This window comes from Malonomonas rubra DSM 5091 (assembly GCF_900142125.1).
GTDB lineage: Bacteria > Desulfobacterota > Desulfuromonadia > Desulfuromonadales > Geopsychrobacteraceae > Malonomonas > Malonomonas rubra.
In genome coordinates this window covers 1-21,878 of sequence record NZ_FQZT01000007.1, presented here as the reverse complement: position 1 = coordinate 21,878, position 21,878 = coordinate 1, and the positions used below count along the sequence as shown (strand labels likewise).

Here is a 21,878-nt window from a genome sequence, read left to right as displayed (position 1 = left end):
GCGTTTTGCGCGCCCTTTACTATTTTGAAAAGAGCAGATGGAACCAGAATTTCACGACATAAAACACGCCACCGTCAAAAGCTTCGTTGATGGCCTCTGCAGCCATCGGCAGACCAGCGAAGTGCTCGGGTTGCACGGTTCGAGCGACGCCTACCTGCTGGCCCGTTTGCTGCCGGAGCATGCCGGGCTGCTGGTGATCCTGACCGCCGAGCTGCCGCAGGCACGGCAGTTGGCTGCCGACCTGCAGTTCTACCACCACCGTCCAGCAGAGATTGCCCTGCTGCCGAACTGGGAGCTTTCCCCCTACGACCCGCTGACGCCGCATCCGGAGCTGGAAGCGATCCGGATGACAACCCTGGCAGCGCTTGCCCGCGGTGAGTTGAAGGTGCTGGTGCTGCCGGTACGGGCACTGATGCAGAAGCTGATTCCACGCCAGGTACTGGCTAACGTGGCGCTTGAGCTGACAGCCGAAAACGAGTCGGAACAGGAATACCCGCGCGAGCAGTTGACGGAAAATTTGTTGCAGCTCGGCTATCAACCGGTTCCCTTGGTCGAAGAGCGGGGCAGTTTTGCCGTCCGCGGTGACATTGTCGATCTGTTTCCGGCAGACAGAGAACAGCCGGTGCGGATCGATTTTTTTGGTGACTGGATCGAGAAAATGCGCACTTTCGACCCGGCCACCCAGCGTTCGGCAGGTGAAACCATCGCTCGGCTGAAACTGATTCCTTCCAAAGAGATGATCCTGCATGGACCCTTTCTTGAGACCTTCGGGCAGCGGCTGAAAGAGCGTTGCGATGAGCTGTCGATCCCCCGTACCGAGCGGGACGCCATCATGGAGGAGGTGCGCGAAGGTCTTCTCGCGCCGGGGCGGCACTTCCTGCTGCCGTTCAACTATCCCGCCCTCGACTCCCTGTTCAGCTACCTGGAAAAGGAGCGCTGGGTGTTGCTTGATCCACCTGCCATCGAACAGGAGATCGATTCTATGCACCGTGAGGTGCGTGACGGCGAGCAACGCATGCTCGACCAGCAGCAACCACACGCGGCACGGAGAGAACTTTTCCTCGACCCGAGTGAACTACAACCGATCATGACCGGACCCGGCCGGGTTGAACTGTCGCAGCTGCGGGTCTTTCAGCTCGATGATGAGCGTGAACGTTACCACTTCAAGTGTACCGGCAACGCCGAACTGCGCGCACAGATGAGCGAGGGGCAGGATGGACTGGAACCGCTGGCGGCCAAACTGCAGCAGTTCGAGGAGGACGAGTGGCGCTGCCTGCTGGTCTGCCACAAGCAGGCGCAGGCACAGCGACTGCGTGAACTTTTGGCGGTGCACGATGTTGAACTGAACATCAACCCGGCGATCCGACTGAACAACCTGCACGCCGGCTTCCCGCAGCTTTGTGTCGGCGAACTCTCCAGCGGCTTCTGCCTGCCGGAAGAGAAGCTGGCGATCATTACCGAGGAAGAGATCTTCGGCAAGCGCAGTCACCGGCAGAAAAAGACCGGTCAGCAGCGCGCGCGCAAGCTGATGAGCAGTCTCGCCGAGCTCAAAGAGAACGACTACATCGTCCACACCGATCACGGCATCGGCCAGTACCTCGGCCTGGTGCATCTGCAGACCGGCCCGGTTGAAGGCGATTTCCTCCATCTGCTCTACGCCGGTGGCGACAAGCTCTACCTGCCGATCGACCGGATCGAGAAGGTACAGAAGTACCTTGGTGGGGAGGGGGCTGCGCCCAAGCTCGACAAGATGGGCGGCCAGGGCTGGGAAAAGGCCCGGCTGAAGGCACGTGCCGCAGTCGAAGAACTGGCCCGCCAGCTGCTGGAACTCTACGCCAAACGGGAACTGCGCCAGGGCTTCGCCTATTCCGCGCCGGATAAGCTCTACAAAGAGTTCGAGGCGACCTTCCCGCATGAGGAGACGGATGATCAGCTCTCTGCCATCGAAGATACCTTGTCTGACATGCAGTCGGACAAGCCGATGGACCGGCTGGTTTGTGGCGATGTAGGCTACGGTAAAACCGAGGTGGCCCTGCGGGCAGCGGTCAAAGCGGTCCTCGACAGCAAGCAGGTGGCGGTGCTGGTGCCGACCACGGTGCTGGCGCGGCAGCACTGGGAGAGTTTCAGCCAGCGGCTGAAGGATTTTCCGGTGCGGGTGGAAATGGTCTCCCGTTTCCGTACTCCGGCAGAAAACAAGAAAACACTCGAAGCCGCCGCTGCCGGCAACGTTGATATTCTGATCGGCACCCATCGGATTCTGCAGCGCGATGTGCGCTTCAAAGATCTGGGCCTGGTGATTGTCGACGAGGAGCAGCGCTTCGGTGTTTCGCACAAGGAGAAGCTTAAGCAGCTGCGCGCCGAAGTCGATATCCTCACCTTGACGGCGACGCCGATTCCCCGCACACTGCATATGAGTATGGCCGGGATGCGCGACCTGTCGGTGATCGATACCGCTCCAGTCGACCGGCTGGCCATCCGCACCTACGTCACCCGTTTCGATGACGAACTGCTGCGCCAGGCGATCCTGCGCGAACTGCGCCGCGGCGGCCAGGTTTACTTCATCCACAACCGGGTGCAGACGATCGACGCCATGGCTGAGCAGCTGCGTGAGCTGGTACCGGAAGCGAGTATCGCCGTCGGTCACGGCCAGATGGCGGAAAAAGAGCTGGAGCAGGTGATGCTCGATTTTATCGAGGGCAAATCGAACCTGCTGCTGGCGACCACCATCGTCGAAAACGGTCTCGATATCCCGCGTGCCAACACCATTATTGTCAACCGCGCCGATTGTTTCGGCCTCTCGCAGCTCTACCAGCTGCGTGGCCGGGTCGGCCGTTCCGACCGGCGCGCCTACGCCTACCTGCTGATCCCGGGTGAAGCCTCGTTGACCAAGGATGCCCGCGAGCGATTGAAAGTGCTGCAGGAATTGACCGAACTGGGCGCCGGTTTCCGCATCGCCAGTCACGACCTGGAGTTGCGCGGTGCCGGAGATCTGCTTGGTGCCAAGCAGTCGGGGCCGATTGCGGCGATCGGTTTCGAGCTTTATACCGAACTGCTGGAAGAGACGATCAACAAGCTGCGCGGGCTGGAGCATGAAGAGAAGGTCGACCCGGAAATCCGACTGGGCCTGTCCGCCTTTTTTGCCGAAAAATACCTGCCCGACCCGAACCAGCGGTTGCAGTTCTATCAGCGCATGGCAGCGGCAGAAAGCGACGAAGAGCTGTTCGATATCTCCGAGGAACTGCGCGATCGTTACGGTGAAATGCCGAGCGCCGGCGAAGCCTTGCTCGGTACCATGCGCTTGCGTATCCTGCTGAAAAAGTTGCGGATTGAGCTGCTCGAATATGATGGTCGCCGATTGCACCTGAGTTTCCACGCATCGACCAAGGTCTCGCCCGATCTGATCCGCAAACTCTTGACCGAACAGCCGGAAAAGTACCGGCTGGGAGCAGATTTCAAGCTAAGTGCCGAGCTGGGACGACTGAAGGAGCAGGAGCTGTTGTTGACAGTGCGAAAAGAATTGCAACTGTTTTTCTGAATGTGTTAGCTTTGCTAGCCGAATTTCCTCTTTTGCAACAGGTGTTTAAGTGCCGTCCTTGCTGCTGAAATCTGTACTTTCAATCCTCTTTCTGCTGATTCTGACCGCCTGCGACCAGCAGCAACCGGAACCGCAGAAGGAGGCGCCGCTGCTGCAGGTTGGCAGCCGCAGTCTCAGCCTGTCGCAATTTGAGCGCAGGCTGCAGCAGGTTTACCCCAAGCTGGGAGAGTTCCCCTATCCCGAGCAGGTGCAGCTGAAACTGGAACTGGTCAACCGGTTGGTCGAACAGGAGATGATCTTCGCGGAAGCCGAGCGACTCGATATCCGGGTCTCGCCCGACGAGCTGGATACTGCTATGGCGGAACTGCGTGGTACCTACAGCGCCGAGGAGTACCGGCAGATTTTGCGCGAGGCCGGGCAAGACGAGCAGAGCTGGAAAAGCGGCCTGAAGCTTCGTTTGATCACCCAGAAATTGAGCGATATCCTGTTCACTAAAGCGGCACAGGTGAGCGAGCAAGAGGCTGAGCAATATTACCTGGCCAATAAAGAAGAGTTCCGTCGGCCAGAGGAATTGCGGGCACGGCAGATGCTGTTCGCGAACCGGGAAGATGCCGAGGAGGTGCTGAAACTGTTGAAGCGGGGGGGCGATTTTGCCGAGCTGGCGAAGGAATATTCCCTCTCGCCTGATCGCGAAAATGGTGGTAACCTCGGCTACTTCTCGAAAGGGGAGCTGCCGCCGGAGTTTGACCGGGCTTTATTCCGGCTTGGTGCTGGCCAGTTGAGCGACCCGGTTGAAAGTCCTTACGGTATCCACCTGTTCCTGGTTGAACGGCGTCGCCCGGCTGGAGTGCGGCCTTACGCCGCGATAAAGCACGAGATTATGGCCAACCTTTCGCAGCAGCGTGAGGAACTGGCGTTTCACCAATGGCTTGAAGAACTGCGCGAGAAAACCCAGATCTCGGTCGACTGGGAGCTGTTAAAAGAACCGGATAAGCAAGATCAATAAACTGAAACCATAGATGCAACAAGGATCGACACTGATGAAAAGATTTTTCTTTCTGCTTCTGCTGCTGGCTTTGCTGGTGCAACCGCTGGCGGCCAAGACCCTGACGAAAGTGGCAGCTGTGGTCAACAACGATATTATCACCACCTATCAGCTGGATAAGGCGGTGATCGATGCCCTGGCCAAAAACGCCAAGGGGAACCAGCTGACCAGTAAAGAGTTCGATCAGTTAAAAACCAGTGTCCTGGAAAACCTGATCAATGAAAAGCTGGTCGAGCAACGGATCAAGGAGCTTGGCCTGAATGTACCTGACCCGGAGTTGAACGCTGCGGTCGAGGATGTCCGGCTGAAGAACAATCTGACTGCTGATCAGCTCAAGCAGGCTGTTGAAGCCCAGGGGATAACATTTGCAGCCTACCGTGAGCAGCTGAAAAAAGAGATTCTGCGTTATAAGCTGCTCAGCCGTGAAGTCAACTACAAAGTTGAAGTGACCAGCGGCGAAGTGCGTGACTATTATATGGAGCACATTGACGAGTATCGCAGCAAACCGAAGGTACGTGTCAGCAGCTTGAGTTTTGAATTACCCGCAGATGAAGAGGCGGTGGCAGAGCTGCGCGAGCAGGTCGTTGTGACCCGCAAACAGCTGCAAAAGGGCAAGGCGTTTGATCAGGTGCTGGCAGCTCAGGGTGATGCGGCGTTTGGCGGCGACATGGGCTATCTGGTCGAGGATGACCTGGCAGCCGTGTTGCGTGAAGCGCTTGGCGGGCTGGAGGTTGGCCAGGTGAGTGAACCGGTTGAGATGAACAACCAGCTGCACCTTTTCCTGATCACAGAGCGTGACTCCGGTGATAGCGGGATGGATGACCGGGTGAAAGCTGAGATCGAGCAGCTTCTGCATCAGCAGAAGACGGAAGCCCGTTTCAAAGAATGGGCAGCGGAATTGCGCGAGAACGGTTATATCGATATCCGTATTTAAATTTTTCAGCCCGCCTTTCTCTCCGTAAGGCGGGCTTTTTTACATCTGCAACTTGACTTCTGCTTGTCAATCAGTAGATTGAACTAAGATTCAATTCACGAGGGACGAGATGCCGAGAACTGCCGAACAGAACAAAGCCATCCTCGATAAACGCCGCGCTCAGATCCTTTCATGCGGCTTGCAGGTTTTCTCCAACAAGGGCTTGAAAGCTGCAAAAATCAGTGACATTGCGCAGCTGGCATCGATTTCCCAAGGCTTGACTTATCACTATTTTAAGTCGAAGGAAGATCTTTTTGCCGAACTTATTGCGATTGCATTCAAGCAGATGAATCGTGGAGCTCTGGAGCTCGCGGCCATGGAGATGCCTGCCCGGCAGAAAGTTTCTGCGGCGCTTCAGGGTTTACTGGACGAGATCGAGAGCAACGAAGAGTTCAGCCTCTACGTGTTACTGGTGGCTCAGGCGAGTATTTCTGCGGCTATACCGGAGGAAATAAAGCAGGTGCTGCAGTCGCGCAGCCAGATTTCTTACATGGTGGTGGAAAAAATCTTTGCTGAAGGTCAGCAGCAGGGCTGCGTGAAAAACTTTCCTCCGCGCGAGATGGCGATTCTGTTCTGGACTGTCATCAAAGGGTTGGCGATGAATAAGGTGACCCTCGGTGAAGCCTACCAAGCCCCTTCTCTGCAGATGCTGCAGGAGATGTTCCTGCTACCGGAGTAGGTCCCGTTCTCGTCACATCTGCCTGTTCACCATCTCTTTCGCCATCTGCTCCAGTTGTGCAAACACGTCAGGTTTTTTCTTTTCCGCATCACCTAAATGGTAGACATCGATCACCCGCATCGGGATAACATCGGCAAAGCCGGTCCAACCGAAGATTTCTTGGTAGCGGGGAATGATGTCGGCGAAGGCATTCTCGTCGCGATGCCCTTGGGCGAGAATGAACAGCAACGGGATCGGTCGCAGCAGCCGGTTTGGTTGGTCGAGGGCGATGTAACCCGGCTTGAGGAAGCTGTAGCAGCGGTCGATAAATGGTTTAAGCTGAGCGCTGACATCGCCGTAGTAGACCGGCGTTGCGAACACCAGCAGATCGGCAGTCTCGACCGATTTCAGCACAGGCTGCAGGTCATCCCCGACAACGCAGTAGTCCTTTGATTTTTTGCAGGCGTCGCAGGCCTGGCAGCCGCGCATCTGCATGTCGTTTAGGTAATAGCTTTCGACTGTCGCTCCGGCAGCGATTGCATGATCGAGAAAGTGTTTTGCCAGTTTCGTACTGTTGCCTTGTTTGCGCGGACTGGCAAATAAGCAGATAATTTTCATCGGTCCCCCGGAAAGAAAAAAGGTGATTTTTAACTGTAGATTATCGACTGCCTTTTGCTGTGACGCAAGAGTCCCTTTTGCTCCTTCTGAAAACCTTCCCTAACCGTAGTTGGTGTTTTTTAATAATTTATTGACCAAGGCGGCGGAAAAGGCTATAAATCAACATGAAATAGTGTGAATTCTGAAGGCCAAGATCTCGTTATTTTGAATGGTAAAATGCAGTGCTTGATTTTGGCCTCTTTTGCAGCTGCTAGCTTAACGCTGTTGTTTATTATCCACTCATGCCCCCAGGCTGTGGCAGGAGTAAGATGCTAGCTTCATCCATTAAATCCATGCTGCCGAAAAATAAACGGGTGCTACTTTTGGCGGCGGTTACGCTAGCTGTTGCAATGATTTCCTTGCAGGTGCTGTTTTATGTCACCATCCAACGTGAGGTCATGGGCAAGGCGCAGGAAACAGTCACCAACGTCTTACACATTCAGCAGGCGATTCGTGGTTATGTAGAAACGGTTTTGCGGCCAGAGGCCTATCGTTTGCAGGAGCAGGATATTCTCGCCGCAGATTATTTTTCTCCTGAAATGATGTCACGCTCTTTTGTCTCGCGTGAAACACTCAATATCTTCAGCCAGCTACACAACGAGACCTTTCCTGATTTTATTTTCCGTTATTCTTCGAAGTCCCCTTTGAATCTAATAAATCAGGCCACAGATGATGAACTGGCCCTATTTGACTTTTTTGATCAGCGGGATTGTGTTCAGCCGGATGGCTGTTCCGAGCTCAGCGAAGTGCGGTACATCTCCGGTCGGGAGCACCTTTTTTATGCGTTGCCACTCGGGCGATTCAAGCAGGAGTGTTTGAAATGTCATGGAGACCCGGCAGATGCACCAAAGGCGTTGACCGATCGCTACGGGCGCACTCACGGTTTTCAGCGCAACGTCGGTGAACTCTCGGGAATCATGTCCATTGCTTTGGATTTGACGCCATACAGGCAAAAGGGCTGGCAGGTTTTTGCCCTTGTCGGTGGCTTGAACCTTATCATTTTCACAACTGTTTTTATTTTCTTCTGGCGCATGTTGCGGACAAAGGATTGCCAGGACCGACTGCTTTTGCAAAAGAACGATGAGCTGGCCCGTTTGTCGAGTATCGACACCTTGACCGGCCTGTGGAACCGTCTCCAGTTTGACCGTGAAATTATAAGGTCGATGGCTTTGGCGAAACGGCAGGGGGAATCATTGGCGTTGATTCTACTCGACCTGGATTACTTCAAAAATGTGAATGATAAGTACGGGCATAGTGTCGGAGATGAAGCGCTGAAATGCTTCGCGGACTTTTTGCGGCGGGCCTGCCGCAAGTCAGATTTCGTCGGCCGCTATGGTGGTGAAGAGTTTATCATCATGGCGCCACAGATGGATGAGGCGGAATTGGTCGAATATGCAAAACGGTTACTGGAGGAAATGGTGTCGGTTGACTATCCGTATGAACTCAACCTGACGGCGAGTTTGGGGTTAGCCCTGATGCAGGCCGATGAAGATGCAGACCGCTTTTTCTGTCGTGCCGACAACGCATTGTACGTGTCAAAAGCTGAAGGTCGCTACAGGTACACCCTGGCGGACAGAGATTGCTCTAAATTCCCGCACATGCCAAGAGGCAAAATGAATGTCCATAGTTCAGTTTAGGACCGCCCTCGCCAATCAGAAATCGACTCCTTTGCGTGCTTTAACCCCGGCCCGGAAGGCATGCTTGATGTCTTGAATTTCAGAGACCGTATCAGCGAATTCACGCAATGCTTCTCCACCACCGCGTCCGGTGATGACAACACTCTGCTGCTCTGGGCGCTCACGCAAAGCTTTGAGGATGGTCTCTTCATCGAGATACTTGTATGAAAGCATGTAGGTCAGTTCGTCGAGAATGACAAGGTGATAGCTGGAATCCTGCAGCAGTTTGACTGCCTGCGCCCAAGCCTCTTCAGCGGCAGCGATATCGGCTTCGCGGTCCTCGCTCTCCCAGGTGAAGCCGGTCGCCATCTGGTGAAAAAAGACCTCAGGATGTTTTTCGCGGATGAAGATCTCTTCGCCCGACAGCTGCTTGCCTTTGATGAACTGGACGATACCGACTTTCAAGCCATAACCGAGACAGCGCATTGCCATGCCGAAGGCCGAACTCGATTTGCCTTTGCCGTTACCGGTCAGCAAAATGACGACGCCCCGCTCTTCTGTTGCCTGTTGGCTGCGGTTACCGGCTTTGATTTTTCGTGTGTTCATTTTTTCCTGTGACCCTGTTGCTGTAATGATTTTCTCTTTTGCCAAGTGCCATCGAGTTTTGTCAAAGTGAGAAAGCCTGTGGAGGTTTCGCAACCATATCGTATTCACCACTTCAGGTGGCAATTAAATCGATTTTGTTTGCTGGAAAACCGAGTATGGGCTTTCGCCAATAATGTTGTTGCGCTATGATTAATCTTTCATAAGGTTTGGCCGGTTGGCTCAAGGTGCTGTGCATGAACGATGTCTATCTTAATGGTGAGTTTGTCCCCGGCGACCGGGCCCAGATCTCAGTTTTCGATCAGGGCCTTTTGTACGGCGACGGGATTTTCGAGAGCTTTCGCTCCATCGGTGACCGTCTTTACCAGTTCGATCAGCACTACGCCCGGCTGCTGCAATCAGCCGAGGCGTTGAATTATGCCATCCCTTACAGCCAGCAGGAGTTGGAAGATATTCTGCTGGAGCTGCGCCAGCGGAACCAGCTGGAGAATGCCTACTACCGTATTACCATTACCCGCGGCCGCGGGGAAATCGGTTTTCAGCGCAACATCAGCAACGACCTCACCTGCCTGGTGATGGGGCGAGAGTTTCAGGGGTTTGCGGCCGAATACTATCAACAGGGGATTGAGCTGCGGGTGGCGCAGACGCGGCGTAACGCGCCGGAAGCGATCAACCCGAAAATCAAATCGATCAGCAACCTCAACAGCCTGCTCGGCAAGCTGGAAGCGAAAGCGGCTGGTGCTTTTGAGGTGATCATGCTCAACAACAAGGAGCATATCTGCGAGGGCGCTTCCTCGAACATTTTCTGGGTGAAGGATAAGTGGATTTTTACTCCTGATGCCTCGACCGGTCTGTTGGAAGGCGTGACGCGTGCGACAATTATCCGTCTCTGCGAAGAGAAGCTGAACCTGCGGGTGATCGCAGGTGAATTCAAGCTGCAGGATCTGAAGTTTTCCGACGAAGTGTTTATCACCTCGACGTCGCTGGAAGTTATGCCGGTGATCAAGGTCGATGATTTCATCATCAACCAGGGGCAGGTCGGTCGCATCGCCTACCAGTTACGCAAAGAACTGCATCTCGATATGGAGCAAAAGAGTGAGCCTCTGCGCTGAGTGGAAGGAAAGGAGACATGATGGTGGACGGGTTTGAAGGGAAGAAGCCGGATCTCGACTGGAGCCAGGTCCGGGAGACCGTATCGATGTTGAACCTGGCTGTTGCCCAGCTGGAAAAGACCATGTCGGACGGGCATGAGTCGGTCGACACTTTGACCGAAACCTTTGCGTCGCTGATCGGCGGTATTCAGGCGATCGGCATGGCGGCTGATAATCTGCCGGAAACCCCGGAAAAGCAGACGATTCAGGCCAACGTGGAGCCAGCCAAGGAAAAGATCAACAACGCCATCATCGCTTTCCAGTTTTACGATAAGCTCAGCCAGCGACTTGCTCATGTCAGTAACAGCCTGGCCGAACTGGGGAAGCTGGTGGAAACTCCGACCCGACTTTACAACCCTTACGAGTGGCATGGCCTGCAGGCGATGATCAAATCGAAGTACACCATAGAGCAGGATCGGATCATGTTCGATGCCATCCTCAACGGTGCAACAGTTGCGGAAGCGCTGGCACTGGCGAAGGAAAAAGGCCGTGATGAACCGACAGATATCGAGCTCTTTTAACCTTTTTCTGGAGTGAGCATGAGTAACGAGCAAAAGCGACGGAAGCTGGGCGAATACCTGCTGGAAGAGCGGGCCTTGACCCCTGTTCAGTTGGACAAGGCGCTGCAGAAACAGGAGGAAACCGGTGGCCAGATCGGTTCCAAACTGGTCGAGTTGAACCTGATTGAAGCCAAAACCCTGGTCAAGGCTCTGAGCAAACAGCTTGGCCATCCGGTCGCCAACCTGCTGGAGTTGCGCCTCGACCCGAAAGCGCTGAAGCTGTTGAGCACCGATCAGCTGAAAAAGTACCAGGTACTGCCGGTCGCTTTTTACGATAAGCAGGTGGTTTTGGCGGTGATGACGCCCGGTCAGAAACCGGCCGTCGATGAACTGCCGCATATCCTCGGTCGTCCGATCAAAACCATTGTTGTTCCCGCGTATCAGTTGTTGATGGCGATCAAGGAACTGGCCAGTCGGGAAATTCCGGAAACCAAGTTTCGCCTGCAGGCGTCCGCTGCCCCCAAATATCCGGGCATCTGGGAGCTCTGCCGTCGCCTGTCGAAGTCGAACGCCTCTGACCTGCTGCTGGTTGCCGGGACTTACCCGGCGCTGAAAGAGAACCATGAACTGGTTCGTTTCGATACCCCGATGCTCACCCCGGAACAGATGGAAATTTATGCCAACGATCTGATGACCCGGCGGCAGAAGGAAGAGTTTGCCGAGCAGCGGGATATCGACTTTGCCCTGACCGACCATCGGCTCGGCCGCTTTCGCGTGAACATCTATCGCCAGCGGACAAGCATTTCCATCGCCATCCGTCATATCATCGAGGATATTCCAACATTCGATCAGCTGAACCTGCCGAACTGGCTGGAAAATTACGCCCTTAAAGCGCAGGGGTTGATCCTCATCTCCGGGCCGAACGGGCACGGTAAGAGTACCACCATGGCGGCGATGATCGATGTCATCAACAGCAAGAGCAAACGCAACATCATTACCATCGAAGATCCGATTGAGTACCTCCACCAGCACAAGAGCAGTAACGTCAACCAGCGCGAGATCGGCATCGACACCTCCTCTTTCAATGAAGGGCTGCGGCACATTTACCGCGAAGCTCCGGATGTCATCATGATCGGCGAGATGCGTGACCGCGAATCAATCGCTATCGCGCTGGAAGCGGCCGATACCGGTCACCTGGTGATCAGCAGTTTGCACGCCAACAACAGCGTGATGGCGATCAACCGGATCGTCGATGTGTTTAAGTCTGAACAGCAACAGCAAATTCGTGTGCAGCTTGCCGACAACCTGCTGCTGTCATTTCACCAGCGGTTGCTAAAAGCACGTAACTCCGATGCGCGGATCCCGGCGTTCGAAAAACTGGCGAACAGCCACCGTGTCGCCAACCTGATCCGCGAGGGAAAAGATCACCAGATCCGCAACCTGCTGGTGAACGCCGAGGAGTTTGTCTCCCTTGACAGTAACCTGGCGCACCTGGTTGCTGAGCGAAAAGTCGAGAGGGAAATGGCGCGTCATGTCTGTCTCGATCAAAAACAGTTTCTTGACATGTTGAAATAGGAGAGAGGTCATGCTGTACACCGACCCCTGTTATCAGGCCTACATCGATATCCTGCACGAAGAACTGGTCCCGGCGATGGGCTGCACCGAACCGATCGCTATCGCCTATGCCGCGGCGCGGGCGCGGGATTTGTTGGAGGACGAGCCGGAGCGGGTGGTGATCGAGGCGAGTAACAATATCGTCAAAAACGTTAAAAGCGTGGTGGTGCCGAACACCGGCGGCCTGCGTGGCCTGCGTGCTTCGGCCGCTGCTGGTATTGTCGCCGGCAAGGCAGACCGGGTGCTGGAAGTGCTGGCTGACGTCAAAGAAGCACAGCATGCACAGATCAAAGCTTTCCTGGACGAAAAAGATATCGAGGTGGTCGAGTCGAACAGCGGCCTGGTATTCGATCTGGTGATCAGTCTCTATGCTGGCCAGAACAGGGCGCTGGTGCAGATTTCCCACTACCACACCAATATCGTTCTGATGCTCAAAAACGACACGGTTGTCTATGAAAATCAGGATTGCGACGAGATGGCGACAAACAGCCTGACTGACCGCTCGTTGCTGAATGTTCAGAGTATTATCGATTTTGCCGAAACCGTCGACCTGGCAAAATTGCGAGAATTGCTGCAGTGTCAGATCGATTACAATATGGCGATCGCCGAAGAGGGACTCGGGGGGGACTGGGGCGCCAATATCGGTTCGGTGCTGCTCGATACCTGGGGCGATGACGTTAAGATCCGCGCCCGGGCGCTGGCAGCTGCGGGCTCGGATGCACGTATGAGTGGCTGTGATCTGCCGGTGGTGATTGTATCCGGTAGCGGCAACCAGGGTATCGCTGCCTCGGTTCCGGTGGTGGTTTATGCCCGCGAGCTGGGGAGTGATGACGACACTCTGTTGCGTGCGCTGATTGTTTCCAATCTGATCACCATTCACCAGAAGACCGGTATCGGCCGGCTGTCGGCCTACTGTGGCGCGGTCAGCGCTGGTTGCAGTGCCGGTTGTGGTATTGCCTGGCTGCATGGAGGCCGTTTCGAAGAGATCGCTCACACCCTGGTCAACGCCCTGGCGACTGTTTCCGGAATCATCTGTGACGGTGCCAAGCCGTCCTGCGCGGGAAAAATCGCCGCATCGGTCGATGCTGGTATCCTCGGCTACGAGATGTACAAGCGGGGCCAGCAGTACTACGGTGGTGACGGAATCGTTACCAAGGGCGTGGAGAACACTCTCAGGAATATCGGCCGGCTGGGCCGTGACGGGATGCGGGAAACCGATAAAGAGATTATCCGCATCATGCTGGGAGATAACAGTCCGTTCCCGGCAGAAAAGTAGCTGTTTCAGTTGCGCAAGGTCGCGATCAGACGTTGCGGCTTTAGCAGCAGATCGAAGGCGGCAAGGATATCGGGGATCAGCAGGTCGGCTGCGAAGATTGCGCGGCCTGCGGCTCCTTCCTCCTGCATGATGGCGATCCCCAGCTCTGCAGTTTTTAGCAGGAGTTGATCGTTGCGGCCGTTGCCGATGGCGACCACTGTTTCGCGACCCAATTCCCGGCAATATTTCTGCTTTGCCTCGTCCTGTTTTTGCTGCGCGATGATTGCCAGTTTGCAGGGAATCTCTGCGACCTCTTTCGCTACGTTACCGAAGGTGTCCGCGGTGATGACGTGAATCTTGACCTGCTCTGCCAGTTGCTGCAAGCGCTCTTGTACGCCCGGCAGCAGTTTGCCGTCAATTGCAATAGTACCGTTGTAATCGAGCACCAGGTGCTCACAACGCAATTCACCCCACCCCGGAATCTCTATTTTCAGCATCATGACCGCCTTTCTGGATGGAAACAAAATAACCGATTCTCGTCGTTGTCCGCAATCGTCTGCTGCCTGTTACGAAGAAAGGACCGGGCATGCCTGCACCGGTCCTTTCGTTTGCCTGTTTCCAAAAGTGATGTTTCGTTCTTTTTACCTGTTTTTCCCTGGAATTTTTTCTTCAATGGTCGTTGTCGCGTACGCTTCATCGACAACAATCCCGCCAGTGAGAATAAGCTGGGCAGTCCAATCGACGATTGCGCCCTGATCCAAATCAGCAGTCCATCTGAATTTTGTTTTTACCTTTTTGTTCGGGGCAAGATCAACAAATTCGGAAGTAAACTCGCTGCCATCGGAACCTGTTACCTTCAAGGTCCCAGTTGCCGCCTCTTCGGCATCTTTATCATTTTTGAAAGCCACTGTTATCGCCCTCGTTCTGCCATCGGTAATGGTATCAACGACAGTGAACTCGGTAAAATTGACATCAGATAAAATTGGCGTATCCATGTCCTGGGCGACACTGGAAGAGGTTTTCGTTACCTCCTCAGAAACATCATCATAACTCATGGTGACGACTGTTCCTGCCGGCACAGCACTGAACTCTTCCGGCAGGGTGGCGGCAAACACACCACGGTTTTCACCCTGCTCGAGCAGAGTCAAAGTTGCTGACAGTCCCGTATCTGTTGAGATAGTGACCTCGACGTCTTCGGCCACCAGCGGATCCAGGTTGAGATCGGCATCACCGACCCGTGCGGTCAGCAGGCCACCAACAATGAAGCTGTCTTTCGGATCGAGAAGAACCTGTGCATCCGAGCTGGTGAACAGCAACAGCGGGCTAGGTTCCTCGCCAACATAAGTCGGGGCACCGATGCCAGAAGTGTCAGCGGTCGGGGTGATGCGGATGGTAAAGGTGTTGCCGGGGAAAGTTGTCACATCGCCGATTGTGACGACGTAGTTGAGGCCAACGTTGACCAGGTCGTCAATCTCACCCATGGTGTATGAGAGGTTCGCTCCCATTGCTTCGATTTCTGTGTCGCTGATCGCTGCAAAAGGACCGTCGCTGTCCTGCGAGCCGCCCATCCAGCCCAAAGCTTCGGTGGCCGGGTTATAACCGTACCAGGCAAGCAGCTCGGCATCGGTCTCCGGGTTGCCGTCATCGTCAAAGAAAATTCCGTATGGCAGCATGGTGTTCGGTAACCAGGGGCCGAACTGGTTTGCAATCGCTGCACCAGCCGGGACTTCCGCATAATCACTGCCCAGGGTTCTGGTCGCGTGCAGGGTCGAGGTCAGCGGTTGCTCTCCGACAACATATTCATCGATGTAAAAACCGGCCCGTTGGACAGGGTCAAAAAAGCCGATGCTTCCGGTGTGCTTGTCGAGAGGGCCGAAAAGACCGGCAGAAAAATTCGCCAGCTGGCCGTCGCTCCAGATGTCTGATGGAACTGAAATATTCAGGTTTGCCAGGTTAGCGGGATCAACCGACTGAAAATCTGCACCGACGCCAAAACCGACTTCAATGGTAAAACCTTCGAGGCGCTGATCGGTCCAGTTATTGATTTTCTGAAAAACCTGATACTCACGTGAGCCGGCTTCTGCTTCGACGTTGAACACCAGGTCGATGCTTTCCGAACCGACTCCGTCCACCGATGCCGGCAGCATGGCCAGTTTGTAACGCTTGTGACTCTGGAAGGGGCTGCTGCAGATGACCTGCTCCGGATCATCAGAGTCGAGAAAGTGCTCGGCACGGTATGAGGTTGCTATGATGCAGTTGCTCGGTTTTGGCGCTTTGACTCCGGCGTCATCATTGATAATCTTGATCCCGGCTGGTTCACCGACCGGCCAGTCTTTTGCCAGGGTGTAACCCATCAGCACCGGGTTATTGATGTCTCCATCATCAACATGCCCTGCGTAGGTGAGATCAGAATCAGGGGAAAAGAAATAAGCGCCAGTAGCTTCATCATAATAGCTGCCAGTACCATTTACGTTAATGGCAACATTATCAAGGTTCCAGCCACCAAATCCGGCGGCGCCGGTTGCCGGGGTCGGTATGGAGGTGATCTTTCCAGCGTGCGCAGTGGCCGCTAGAAAAACTGTGGCAAAAAGTATTGCAGCGGTTTTCAATTTCATTACTAAGCTCCTTAAAAGGTCGTGATAGAACCATTTTGCTTACGAATTGTCACTTTCAAGGCTATGCCGAAGCAAATTGTAAGGCCTGTGAAAGTTTCCGCGACTTTTCATTTGAGCCTCCTCTGCATTTCCTGGTTTGCAGGACGGCTTGCGCTCACAAAATAAGTGCAAGAGGTGTCCCGTTTCCAACTTATTCATTTTTACGTATATTAGGGTAAACTCTTGGTTAAAAGCAAGGGGCTGGCTAATTAATGAGCTACGGACAAGTGGCTGGATAAAGGTGCGGATGAAATGTCTCTGAGCCGCACGATTGGATATGAACGTAGCAGGAGGATTGGTACATGATGGTAAAAAAAGGTCGGTGCAATTGCACCGACCTCTTTTTTTACAGCAGTTTTTACTTGCTTACTTGCCCAGCACCTCGGCAACTTTTTTACCGATATCAGCTGGTGATTGGACAACATGAACCCCGCACTCTTCCAGTGCTTTCATTTTGGCGGCAGCGGTATCGTCACCGCCAGAAATGATGGCGCCGGCGTGGCCCATCCGCTTGCCTTTCGGAGCGGTTTGACCGGCGATGAATGCGACCACCGGTTTGTTGAAGTTCTGCTTGATCCACTCGCCCGCCTTGACCTCGGCCTGACCGCCGATCTCGCCGATCAGCACCACGCACTCGGTCTGAGCGTCGAACTGGTACATCTCCAGCAGGTCGATGTATTTCAGTCCGATGATCGGGTCACCGCCGATGCCGACGCAGGTCGACTGGCCGAAGCCGAAGGCGCTGACCTGTTTGACCGCCTCATAGGTCAGGGTGCCTGATTTGGAAACGATGCCGACGGTACCGGGGGTGTGAATCTCGCCTGGCATGATACCCATTTTACATTCTCCCGGGGTGATGACGCCGGGGCAGTTGGGGCCAATCAGCATGGTTTTCGAGGAGCTGGTCTTCATCAGTCGCTTGACCTTGATCATGTCCTTGACCGGGATCCCCTCGGTGATGCAGACGCAGAGATCGAGGTTGGCGTCGACCGATTCCATCACCGCATCAGCGGCGTAAGCTGGCGGCACGTAGACGATGGAGGCGTTGGCGCCGGTTGCACGAATCGCTTCCTCGACGGTATCGAAGACCGGGGTGCCATCGACGTCACTGCCGCCACGGCCGGGAACGACACCGGCGACAATGTTGGTGCCGTATTCCTTCATCTTCTGAGCGTGAAATTTGCCCTGCGAACCGGACAGCCCCTGCACGACGACTTTTGTTCTGTTGTTTACAAGAATACTCATCGATCTACTCCTTCGCCTTGGCAGAGGTTTTCTTTTTTGCCGGTTTTTCTTCTCCTGCAGCAAGCTCGACCGCTTTCTGCGCCGCATCGGCCATGGTGTCCGCGGTGACGATGGTCAGGCCGGTCTTGGCTGCGCCTTCCTCGAGGATCTTGCGCCCTTCTTCGACGTTGGTGCCGTCGAGGCGGACGACGATGCTGCGGTCGCTCGGAACTTCGTCAGAACCATTGAGGACGCCTTGGGCGATCAGGTCGCAGCGGACAATGCCGCCGAAGATGTTGACGAAGATAACTTTAACTTTGGGGTCGGTGAGGATGATCTTGAAGGCCTCGCGCACCTTGTTGACGTCGGCGCCGCCGCCAACATCGAGGAAGTTGGCCGGGTCACCGCCGTAGGACTTGATGATGTCCATGGTCGCCATCGCCAGGCCGGCGCCGTTGACCATGCAGCCGATGTTGCCGTCCATGCTGACGTAGGACAGGTCGAAGATCGATGCGCGAACTTCTTGTGGCTCCAGTTCGCCGTAGTCCTTCATCTCTTCGATTTTAGGGTGGCGGTAGAGGGCGTTTTCATCGACGTTCATCTTGGCGTCGAGACAGACGATGTCGCCGTCGCCGGTGACCACCAGCGGGTTGATCTCCAGCATCATGCCGTCGTGGTCGGCGAAGACGTTGTACAGCTTGTGGGCGACGTCGGCGAACTTGTTCAGCAGGCTGGAATCAAGGCCGATCTTTTTGGCGATCTTGCGCCCGAGAAACAGGCCCATGCCGGTGACCGGGTTGATCCGCTCGGTGACGATAGCGCTCGGGTTGTTCTCGGCAACCTCTTCGATGTCCATGCCGCCTTCGGAGCTGACGATGATCATGTGTTGTTCGGAGTCACGGTCGACCAGAAAACTCAGATAAATCTCCTGCTTGATGTCGGTGGCCTTTTCAATCAGGGTGCGGCGGACGATTTTGCCATCTGGACCGGTCTGCTTGGTGACGATCTTCATCCCCAGCATGTGCGAGGAAACATCGTAGACATCGCTGAAGGTGTTGACGACTTTAACGCCACCCGCCTTGCCGCGACCACCTGCATGTACCTGTGCCTTGATGACCCAGGCATCGCCCTTTAATTCCTTGGCAACGCGCAAGGCGTCGCTGGCCGTGGAGGCAACCCCACCGTCAGGAACCGGTACGCCGTAACTTCTCAGCAACCCTTTCGCCTGAAACTCATGTAAATCCATGACTCACCTTTCTTTTCTGGTCTGTTTTAGTCGTTGTTGGACAAATACTGAAATTACTTTTTCAGTAGACAACAATAAAATGACCGGCTTGCATGCCGGCTTTTTGAATCCGGTAAATCACTGTGCTTTTGAGCGTATACATGACTCTTGGCTTGCTTGTCAAGTGGCCTTACCAGTTGGGTGGTCGGATGAATGTTGGAACGATGTTGTGGCAACTATAGCGCAGAGAGTTTTCACATCAAGGTGGCAGGAGAAAAAAATCAAAAAAGAGAAAAGTTTACCGGATATTCAAAGCATATAACCCTTTGTAAAAGAAGCGATTTAATGGCATTGGCAGTTTAGAGAGATTGATTGAACGCTGTTCTGTAAAAAGTTTCAGAGGCTGATAAGGAAGTTGAATTGTCAGCTTTCTTAGAAATTTCTAAAAACCTCTGGACTTTGTGATTAATTTTCTAAAATTTACTTATTCTGTAGGATTTGGTGTTTTGTAAATAAACAAGTTTTGATGTCGGGTTTGTTGTGGAACTACTGGTCATGTGTCCTGTCGAAAGGGGTAGAGAATGGTTTGGAAAGATTTAAAAATCAGAACCAAATTGGCAATCGGCTTTGGCAGTATGTTGCTGCTGATCATGGCTGCAAGTGGAGTGGGCTATTCAGGCCTTAAGGCTGTAGGCAACTCCATGTTTGTCATTAGTGACGAGGAAGCGCCACTGGTTGATGCTTCGATGGAGATGAAGATTTCACTACTCGAAGCAATGATCTCTATGGAGGAATATCTGGGAGCGACTGCAGTGATGGCTACTGCTGATGAAACGGTCTTGAATGAAATTATAGATCGTTACCATACCGCTAATCGGCAGTTGGACCAAGGAGTTGAGGCGATTCTCAATGGTGGCAAAATGGGGGATATCGAGGTTATTAAAACCGATAATGAGCAGTTAGCTAACTATATTCGCGAAGCGGCGGACTTGCATGACAAGAAGTATGATGCAACTGCCGCTGAGTTGATTTCCGATGGACGGAAACTGCTTGAAACCAAGGCGGTTGAAGCTGCCGCCATGGAAGCCTTGGAAGCAGTTGTTGATGAGATCACGGCCGATGCTGAAAATGTCGAAATTGCAATTTCAGACGAAGTTCAACGGAAAATCAAAAGCGAAAATGTCAATTATGCCGGGCAGAAGATTTTGAACGAAGAAATGCCCCTGGTCGATATGGCGATGGAGATGAAGTACATCATTGCCCAGACCCGGATTATCATTGAAGAGTATGCCCAAGGCACAGATCTGGCTGAACTGGACCAGTTGGAGCAGGAATATAAAAAACTGCTGGCAGAGTTTGATGAGATGGCTGCTGCTGTGTTGCAGGGTGGACAGGTCGGTGATGTCAAGGTGATTGCGACCGGCAATCCAGCGATCCGTGAAATGGTTGAGGAACTGGCAGAAAATCATGGAGACTTTGAAAAAGCTGCAGAAAATCTGATGGTTGCCCGCCGCAGTCTGATTGCCCAGAGTGCTGAAGCAGCTGAGACCATGGAGCGTCTCGACCTTGCCGGTGAAAATGCCGCTGGTTTGCTGGCGCAAGCTGAAGAGTTGGCGGCAGGCGAGATGGCGATAGCTAAAGTTAATGGTTCAAAGGCAAGCATCAGTGCCACTTTCTGGCTGCTGACTGTATCCGGGTGTTCTCTGGCTATTGGTGGGCTGCTTGGTTTTGTCATCTCCCGTAGCTTGACCAAACCGCTTGCTGAAGCAGTTCGAGTCAGTGATCAGCTTGCTTCTGGCGACCTGAGGATACAGATCGATGTTGAGCGCAAAGATGAAACTGGCCAGCTGCTCGCTTCTATGAAGAGCATGGTGATCCATCTGCGTGATGTTGTTGAAAACGTCAAGCTGGCAACAGATCAAGTGGCTGCTGGCAGCCAACAGCTTTCCGCCAGTTCGGAAGAGATGAGTCAAGGAGCCACTGAACAGGCCGCAGCAGCAGAAGAGGCCTCCAGCTCAATGGAGCAGATGGCCGCCAACATCCGCCAGAATGCCGATAATGCCATGCAGACTGAAAAGATTGCTGTCAAGAGCGCCGAAGATGCTCAGGCTGGAGGCGAATCTGTGGCCCAGACCGTTGGCGCTATGAAAGATATTGCTGACAAGATCTCGATCATCGAAGAGATTGCCCGCCAGACCAACCTGCTGGCGCTCAACGCTGCCATCGAAGCAGCCCGTGCTGGTGAGCATGGCAAAGGCTTCGCAGTGGTTGCTGCCGAGGTGCGCAAGCTGGCCGAACGGAGCCAGAATGCAGCCGCCGAAATCAGCGAGCTGTCCAGCAGTAGTGTCGAAGTGGCTGAACAAGCGGGGGAAATGCTGGCCAAGATGGTGCCTGATATTCAGCGTACCGCTGAACTGGTGCAGGAGATATCCGCTGCCAGCAGAGAGCAGGATACCGGTGCCGAGCAGGTCAACAAAGCGATCATGCAGCTCGACCAGGTTATCCAGCAGAATGCTTCGGCATCTGAGGAAATGGCCTCGACCTCCGAGGAGCTGTCCAGCCAGGCGGAACAGCTGCAGGATACGATCACCTTCTTCAAAACCGATACAGAAACTGGTGCCGGCCGTCGCCTGATGAAGCCACAGATTTCGCAAGCTGCATTGCCTGCACCAGCAAACGGTCATCAGGAGCAAGACTTTTCAGTTGGCAGGAATGTTTAATAGCTAGCTTTATAAGAGAAGGTCTGTCAGCAAAAGGCTGATCGCTTCTTGCCGTTTTTTAAAGACAGATAAAAGAGGGCGCTTCGAAACAACTTCGAAGCGCCCTCTTTATTTGAATCTGGTATTAAGTTATCTGGTTATCCACTTCGCTCCAGTTGAGACATTAGCTGTCACGTAGTGGGTACAAACTGGTCTCATCTTAAAGAGGAGGCCAGCCATGATAGAAGATTTTCCAAACAATGAAGTTGAATTTGACCGCAGGTTCCATTCTGAAGAAGCCTGTCTCGACTATCTCCTTCAACTTCGCTGGCCGGATGGATTTAAATGCACCCGCTGCGGCCACGATAAATACTGGATGAGTTCCAGAGGACTTTATCTCTGCAGGCATTGCGAACATCATCACTCAGTGACTGCGGGAACGATCTTTCATGGAACCAGAAAACCTTTG

General features: G+C 53.9%; 17 protein-coding genes. 11 read left to right on the top strand and 6 right to left on the bottom strand.

The window, feature by feature from the left end:
* Window positions 1–37 precede the first annotated feature (37 nt).
* The 4 genes from mfd (at window position 38) to BUB13_RS10500 (ending at window position 6,232) form a co-directional block, all read left to right on the top strand.
* Window positions 38–3,535, top strand: coding sequence for a transcription-repair coupling factor (gene mfd, locus BUB13_RS10515; RefSeq protein WP_072908714.1), 3,498 nt, complete (start codon window positions 38–40; stop codon window positions 3,533–3,535).
* Window positions 3,536–3,584: 49 nt separating this feature from the next.
* The gene (locus BUB13_RS10510; RefSeq protein ID WP_072908712.1) at window positions 3,585–4,541 is read left to right on the top strand and encodes a peptidylprolyl isomerase; all 957 of its coding nucleotides are present in this window, start codon (window positions 3,585–3,587) and stop codon (window positions 4,539–4,541) included.
* A gap of 34 nt (window positions 4,542–4,575) precedes the next feature.
* Window positions 4,576–5,514, top strand: coding sequence for a SurA N-terminal domain-containing protein (locus BUB13_RS10505; RefSeq protein ID WP_072908710.1), 939 nt, complete (start codon window positions 4,576–4,578; stop codon window positions 5,512–5,514).
* Window positions 5,515–5,623: 109 nt separating this feature from the next.
* Window positions 5,624–6,232, top strand: a complete 609-nt coding sequence (locus BUB13_RS10500) for a TetR/AcrR family transcriptional regulator (protein ID WP_072908708.1) — start codon at window positions 5,624–5,626, stop codon at window positions 6,230–6,232.
* A 12-nt stretch (window positions 6,233–6,244) separates the two neighbouring features.
* Here the strand turns inward: BUB13_RS10500 and BUB13_RS10495 are convergent, their stop codons facing one another.
* Complete coding sequence (locus BUB13_RS10495) at window positions 6,245–6,829, bottom strand: flavodoxin family protein (RefSeq protein ID WP_072908706.1); 585 nt, start codon at window positions 6,827–6,829, stop codon at window positions 6,245–6,247.
* 308 nt (window positions 6,830–7,137) lie between these two features.
* Between BUB13_RS10495 and BUB13_RS10490 the strand changes: the two genes are divergently transcribed.
* Window positions 7,138–8,505 (top strand): diguanylate cyclase, encoded by a 1,368-nt coding sequence (locus BUB13_RS10490; protein ID WP_161947644.1) that lies wholly within the window; start codon window positions 7,138–7,140, stop codon window positions 8,503–8,505.
* 15 nt (window positions 8,506–8,520) lie between these two features.
* On the opposite strand, the gene cobO is transcribed toward BUB13_RS10490, so the two are convergent.
* Window positions 8,521–9,090, bottom strand: coding sequence for a cob(I)yrinic acid a,c-diamide adenosyltransferase (cobO, locus tag BUB13_RS10485; RefSeq protein WP_072908702.1), 570 nt, complete (start codon window positions 9,088–9,090; stop codon window positions 8,521–8,523).
* A 233-nt stretch (window positions 9,091–9,323) separates the two neighbouring features.
* Here cobO and BUB13_RS10480 point away from each other — a divergent pair, with 233 nt between their 5' ends.
* From BUB13_RS10480 to BUB13_RS10460, 4 genes are read left to right on the top strand one after another with little or no spacing between them, the layout of a single operon-like run.
* The gene (locus BUB13_RS10480) at window positions 9,324–10,199 is read left to right on the top strand and encodes an aminotransferase class IV (protein WP_072908700.1); all 876 of its coding nucleotides are present in this window, start codon (window positions 9,324–9,326) and stop codon (window positions 10,197–10,199) included.
* Between the two features lie 20 nt (window positions 10,200–10,219).
* Complete coding sequence (locus BUB13_RS10475; protein ID WP_072908698.1) at window positions 10,220–10,759, top strand: hypothetical protein; 540 nt, start codon at window positions 10,220–10,222, stop codon at window positions 10,757–10,759.
* Window positions 10,760–10,777: 18 nt separating this feature from the next.
* Window positions 10,778–12,313 carry a PilT/PilU family type 4a pilus ATPase gene (locus BUB13_RS10465; protein WP_084092003.1) on the top strand — a complete coding sequence of 512 codons (1,536 nt, stop codon included), beginning with the start codon at window positions 10,778–10,780 and terminating at the stop codon, window positions 12,311–12,313.
* 10 nt (window positions 12,314–12,323) lie between these two features.
* The gene (locus BUB13_RS10460; protein WP_072908696.1) at window positions 12,324–13,628 is read left to right on the top strand and encodes an L-cysteine desulfidase family protein; all 1,305 of its coding nucleotides are present in this window, start codon (window positions 12,324–12,326) and stop codon (window positions 13,626–13,628) included.
* A 5-nt stretch (window positions 13,629–13,633) separates the two neighbouring features.
* Here the strand turns inward: BUB13_RS10460 and BUB13_RS10455 are convergent, their stop codons facing one another.
* The 4 genes from BUB13_RS10455 to sucC form a co-directional block, all read right to left on the bottom strand.
* On the bottom strand, window positions 13,634–14,107 hold the full coding sequence (locus tag BUB13_RS10455) for an HAD family hydrolase (protein WP_244151863.1): 474 nt from the start codon (window positions 14,105–14,107) through the stop codon (window positions 13,634–13,636).
* A gap of 141 nt (window positions 14,108–14,248) precedes the next feature.
* Window positions 14,249–16,222 carry a choice-of-anchor F family protein gene (locus tag BUB13_RS10450; RefSeq protein ID WP_072908692.1) on the bottom strand — a complete coding sequence of 658 codons (1,974 nt, stop codon included), beginning with the start codon at window positions 16,220–16,222 and terminating at the stop codon, window positions 14,249–14,251.
* Window positions 16,223–16,627: 405 nt separating this feature from the next.
* Window positions 16,628–17,506, bottom strand: coding sequence for a succinate--CoA ligase subunit alpha (gene sucD, locus BUB13_RS10445; RefSeq protein ID WP_072908690.1), 879 nt, complete (start codon window positions 17,504–17,506; stop codon window positions 16,628–16,630).
* 4 nt (window positions 17,507–17,510) lie between these two features.
* Window positions 17,511–18,731 carry an ADP-forming succinate--CoA ligase subunit beta gene (gene sucC / locus BUB13_RS10440; protein WP_072908688.1) on the bottom strand — a complete coding sequence of 407 codons (1,221 nt, stop codon included), beginning with the start codon at window positions 18,729–18,731 and terminating at the stop codon, window positions 17,511–17,513.
* 560 nt (window positions 18,732–19,291) lie between these two features.
* On the opposite strand from sucC, the gene BUB13_RS19270 reads away from it, so the two are divergent.
* Window positions 19,292–21,430, top strand: a complete 2,139-nt coding sequence (locus BUB13_RS19270) for a HAMP domain-containing methyl-accepting chemotaxis protein (protein ID WP_244151862.1) — start codon at window positions 19,292–19,294, stop codon at window positions 21,428–21,430.
* 217 nt (window positions 21,431–21,647) lie between these two features.
* On the top strand, window positions 21,648–21,878 hold a 231-nt coding region (locus BUB13_RS10430; protein ID WP_139249351.1), incomplete at its 3' end, for a transposase.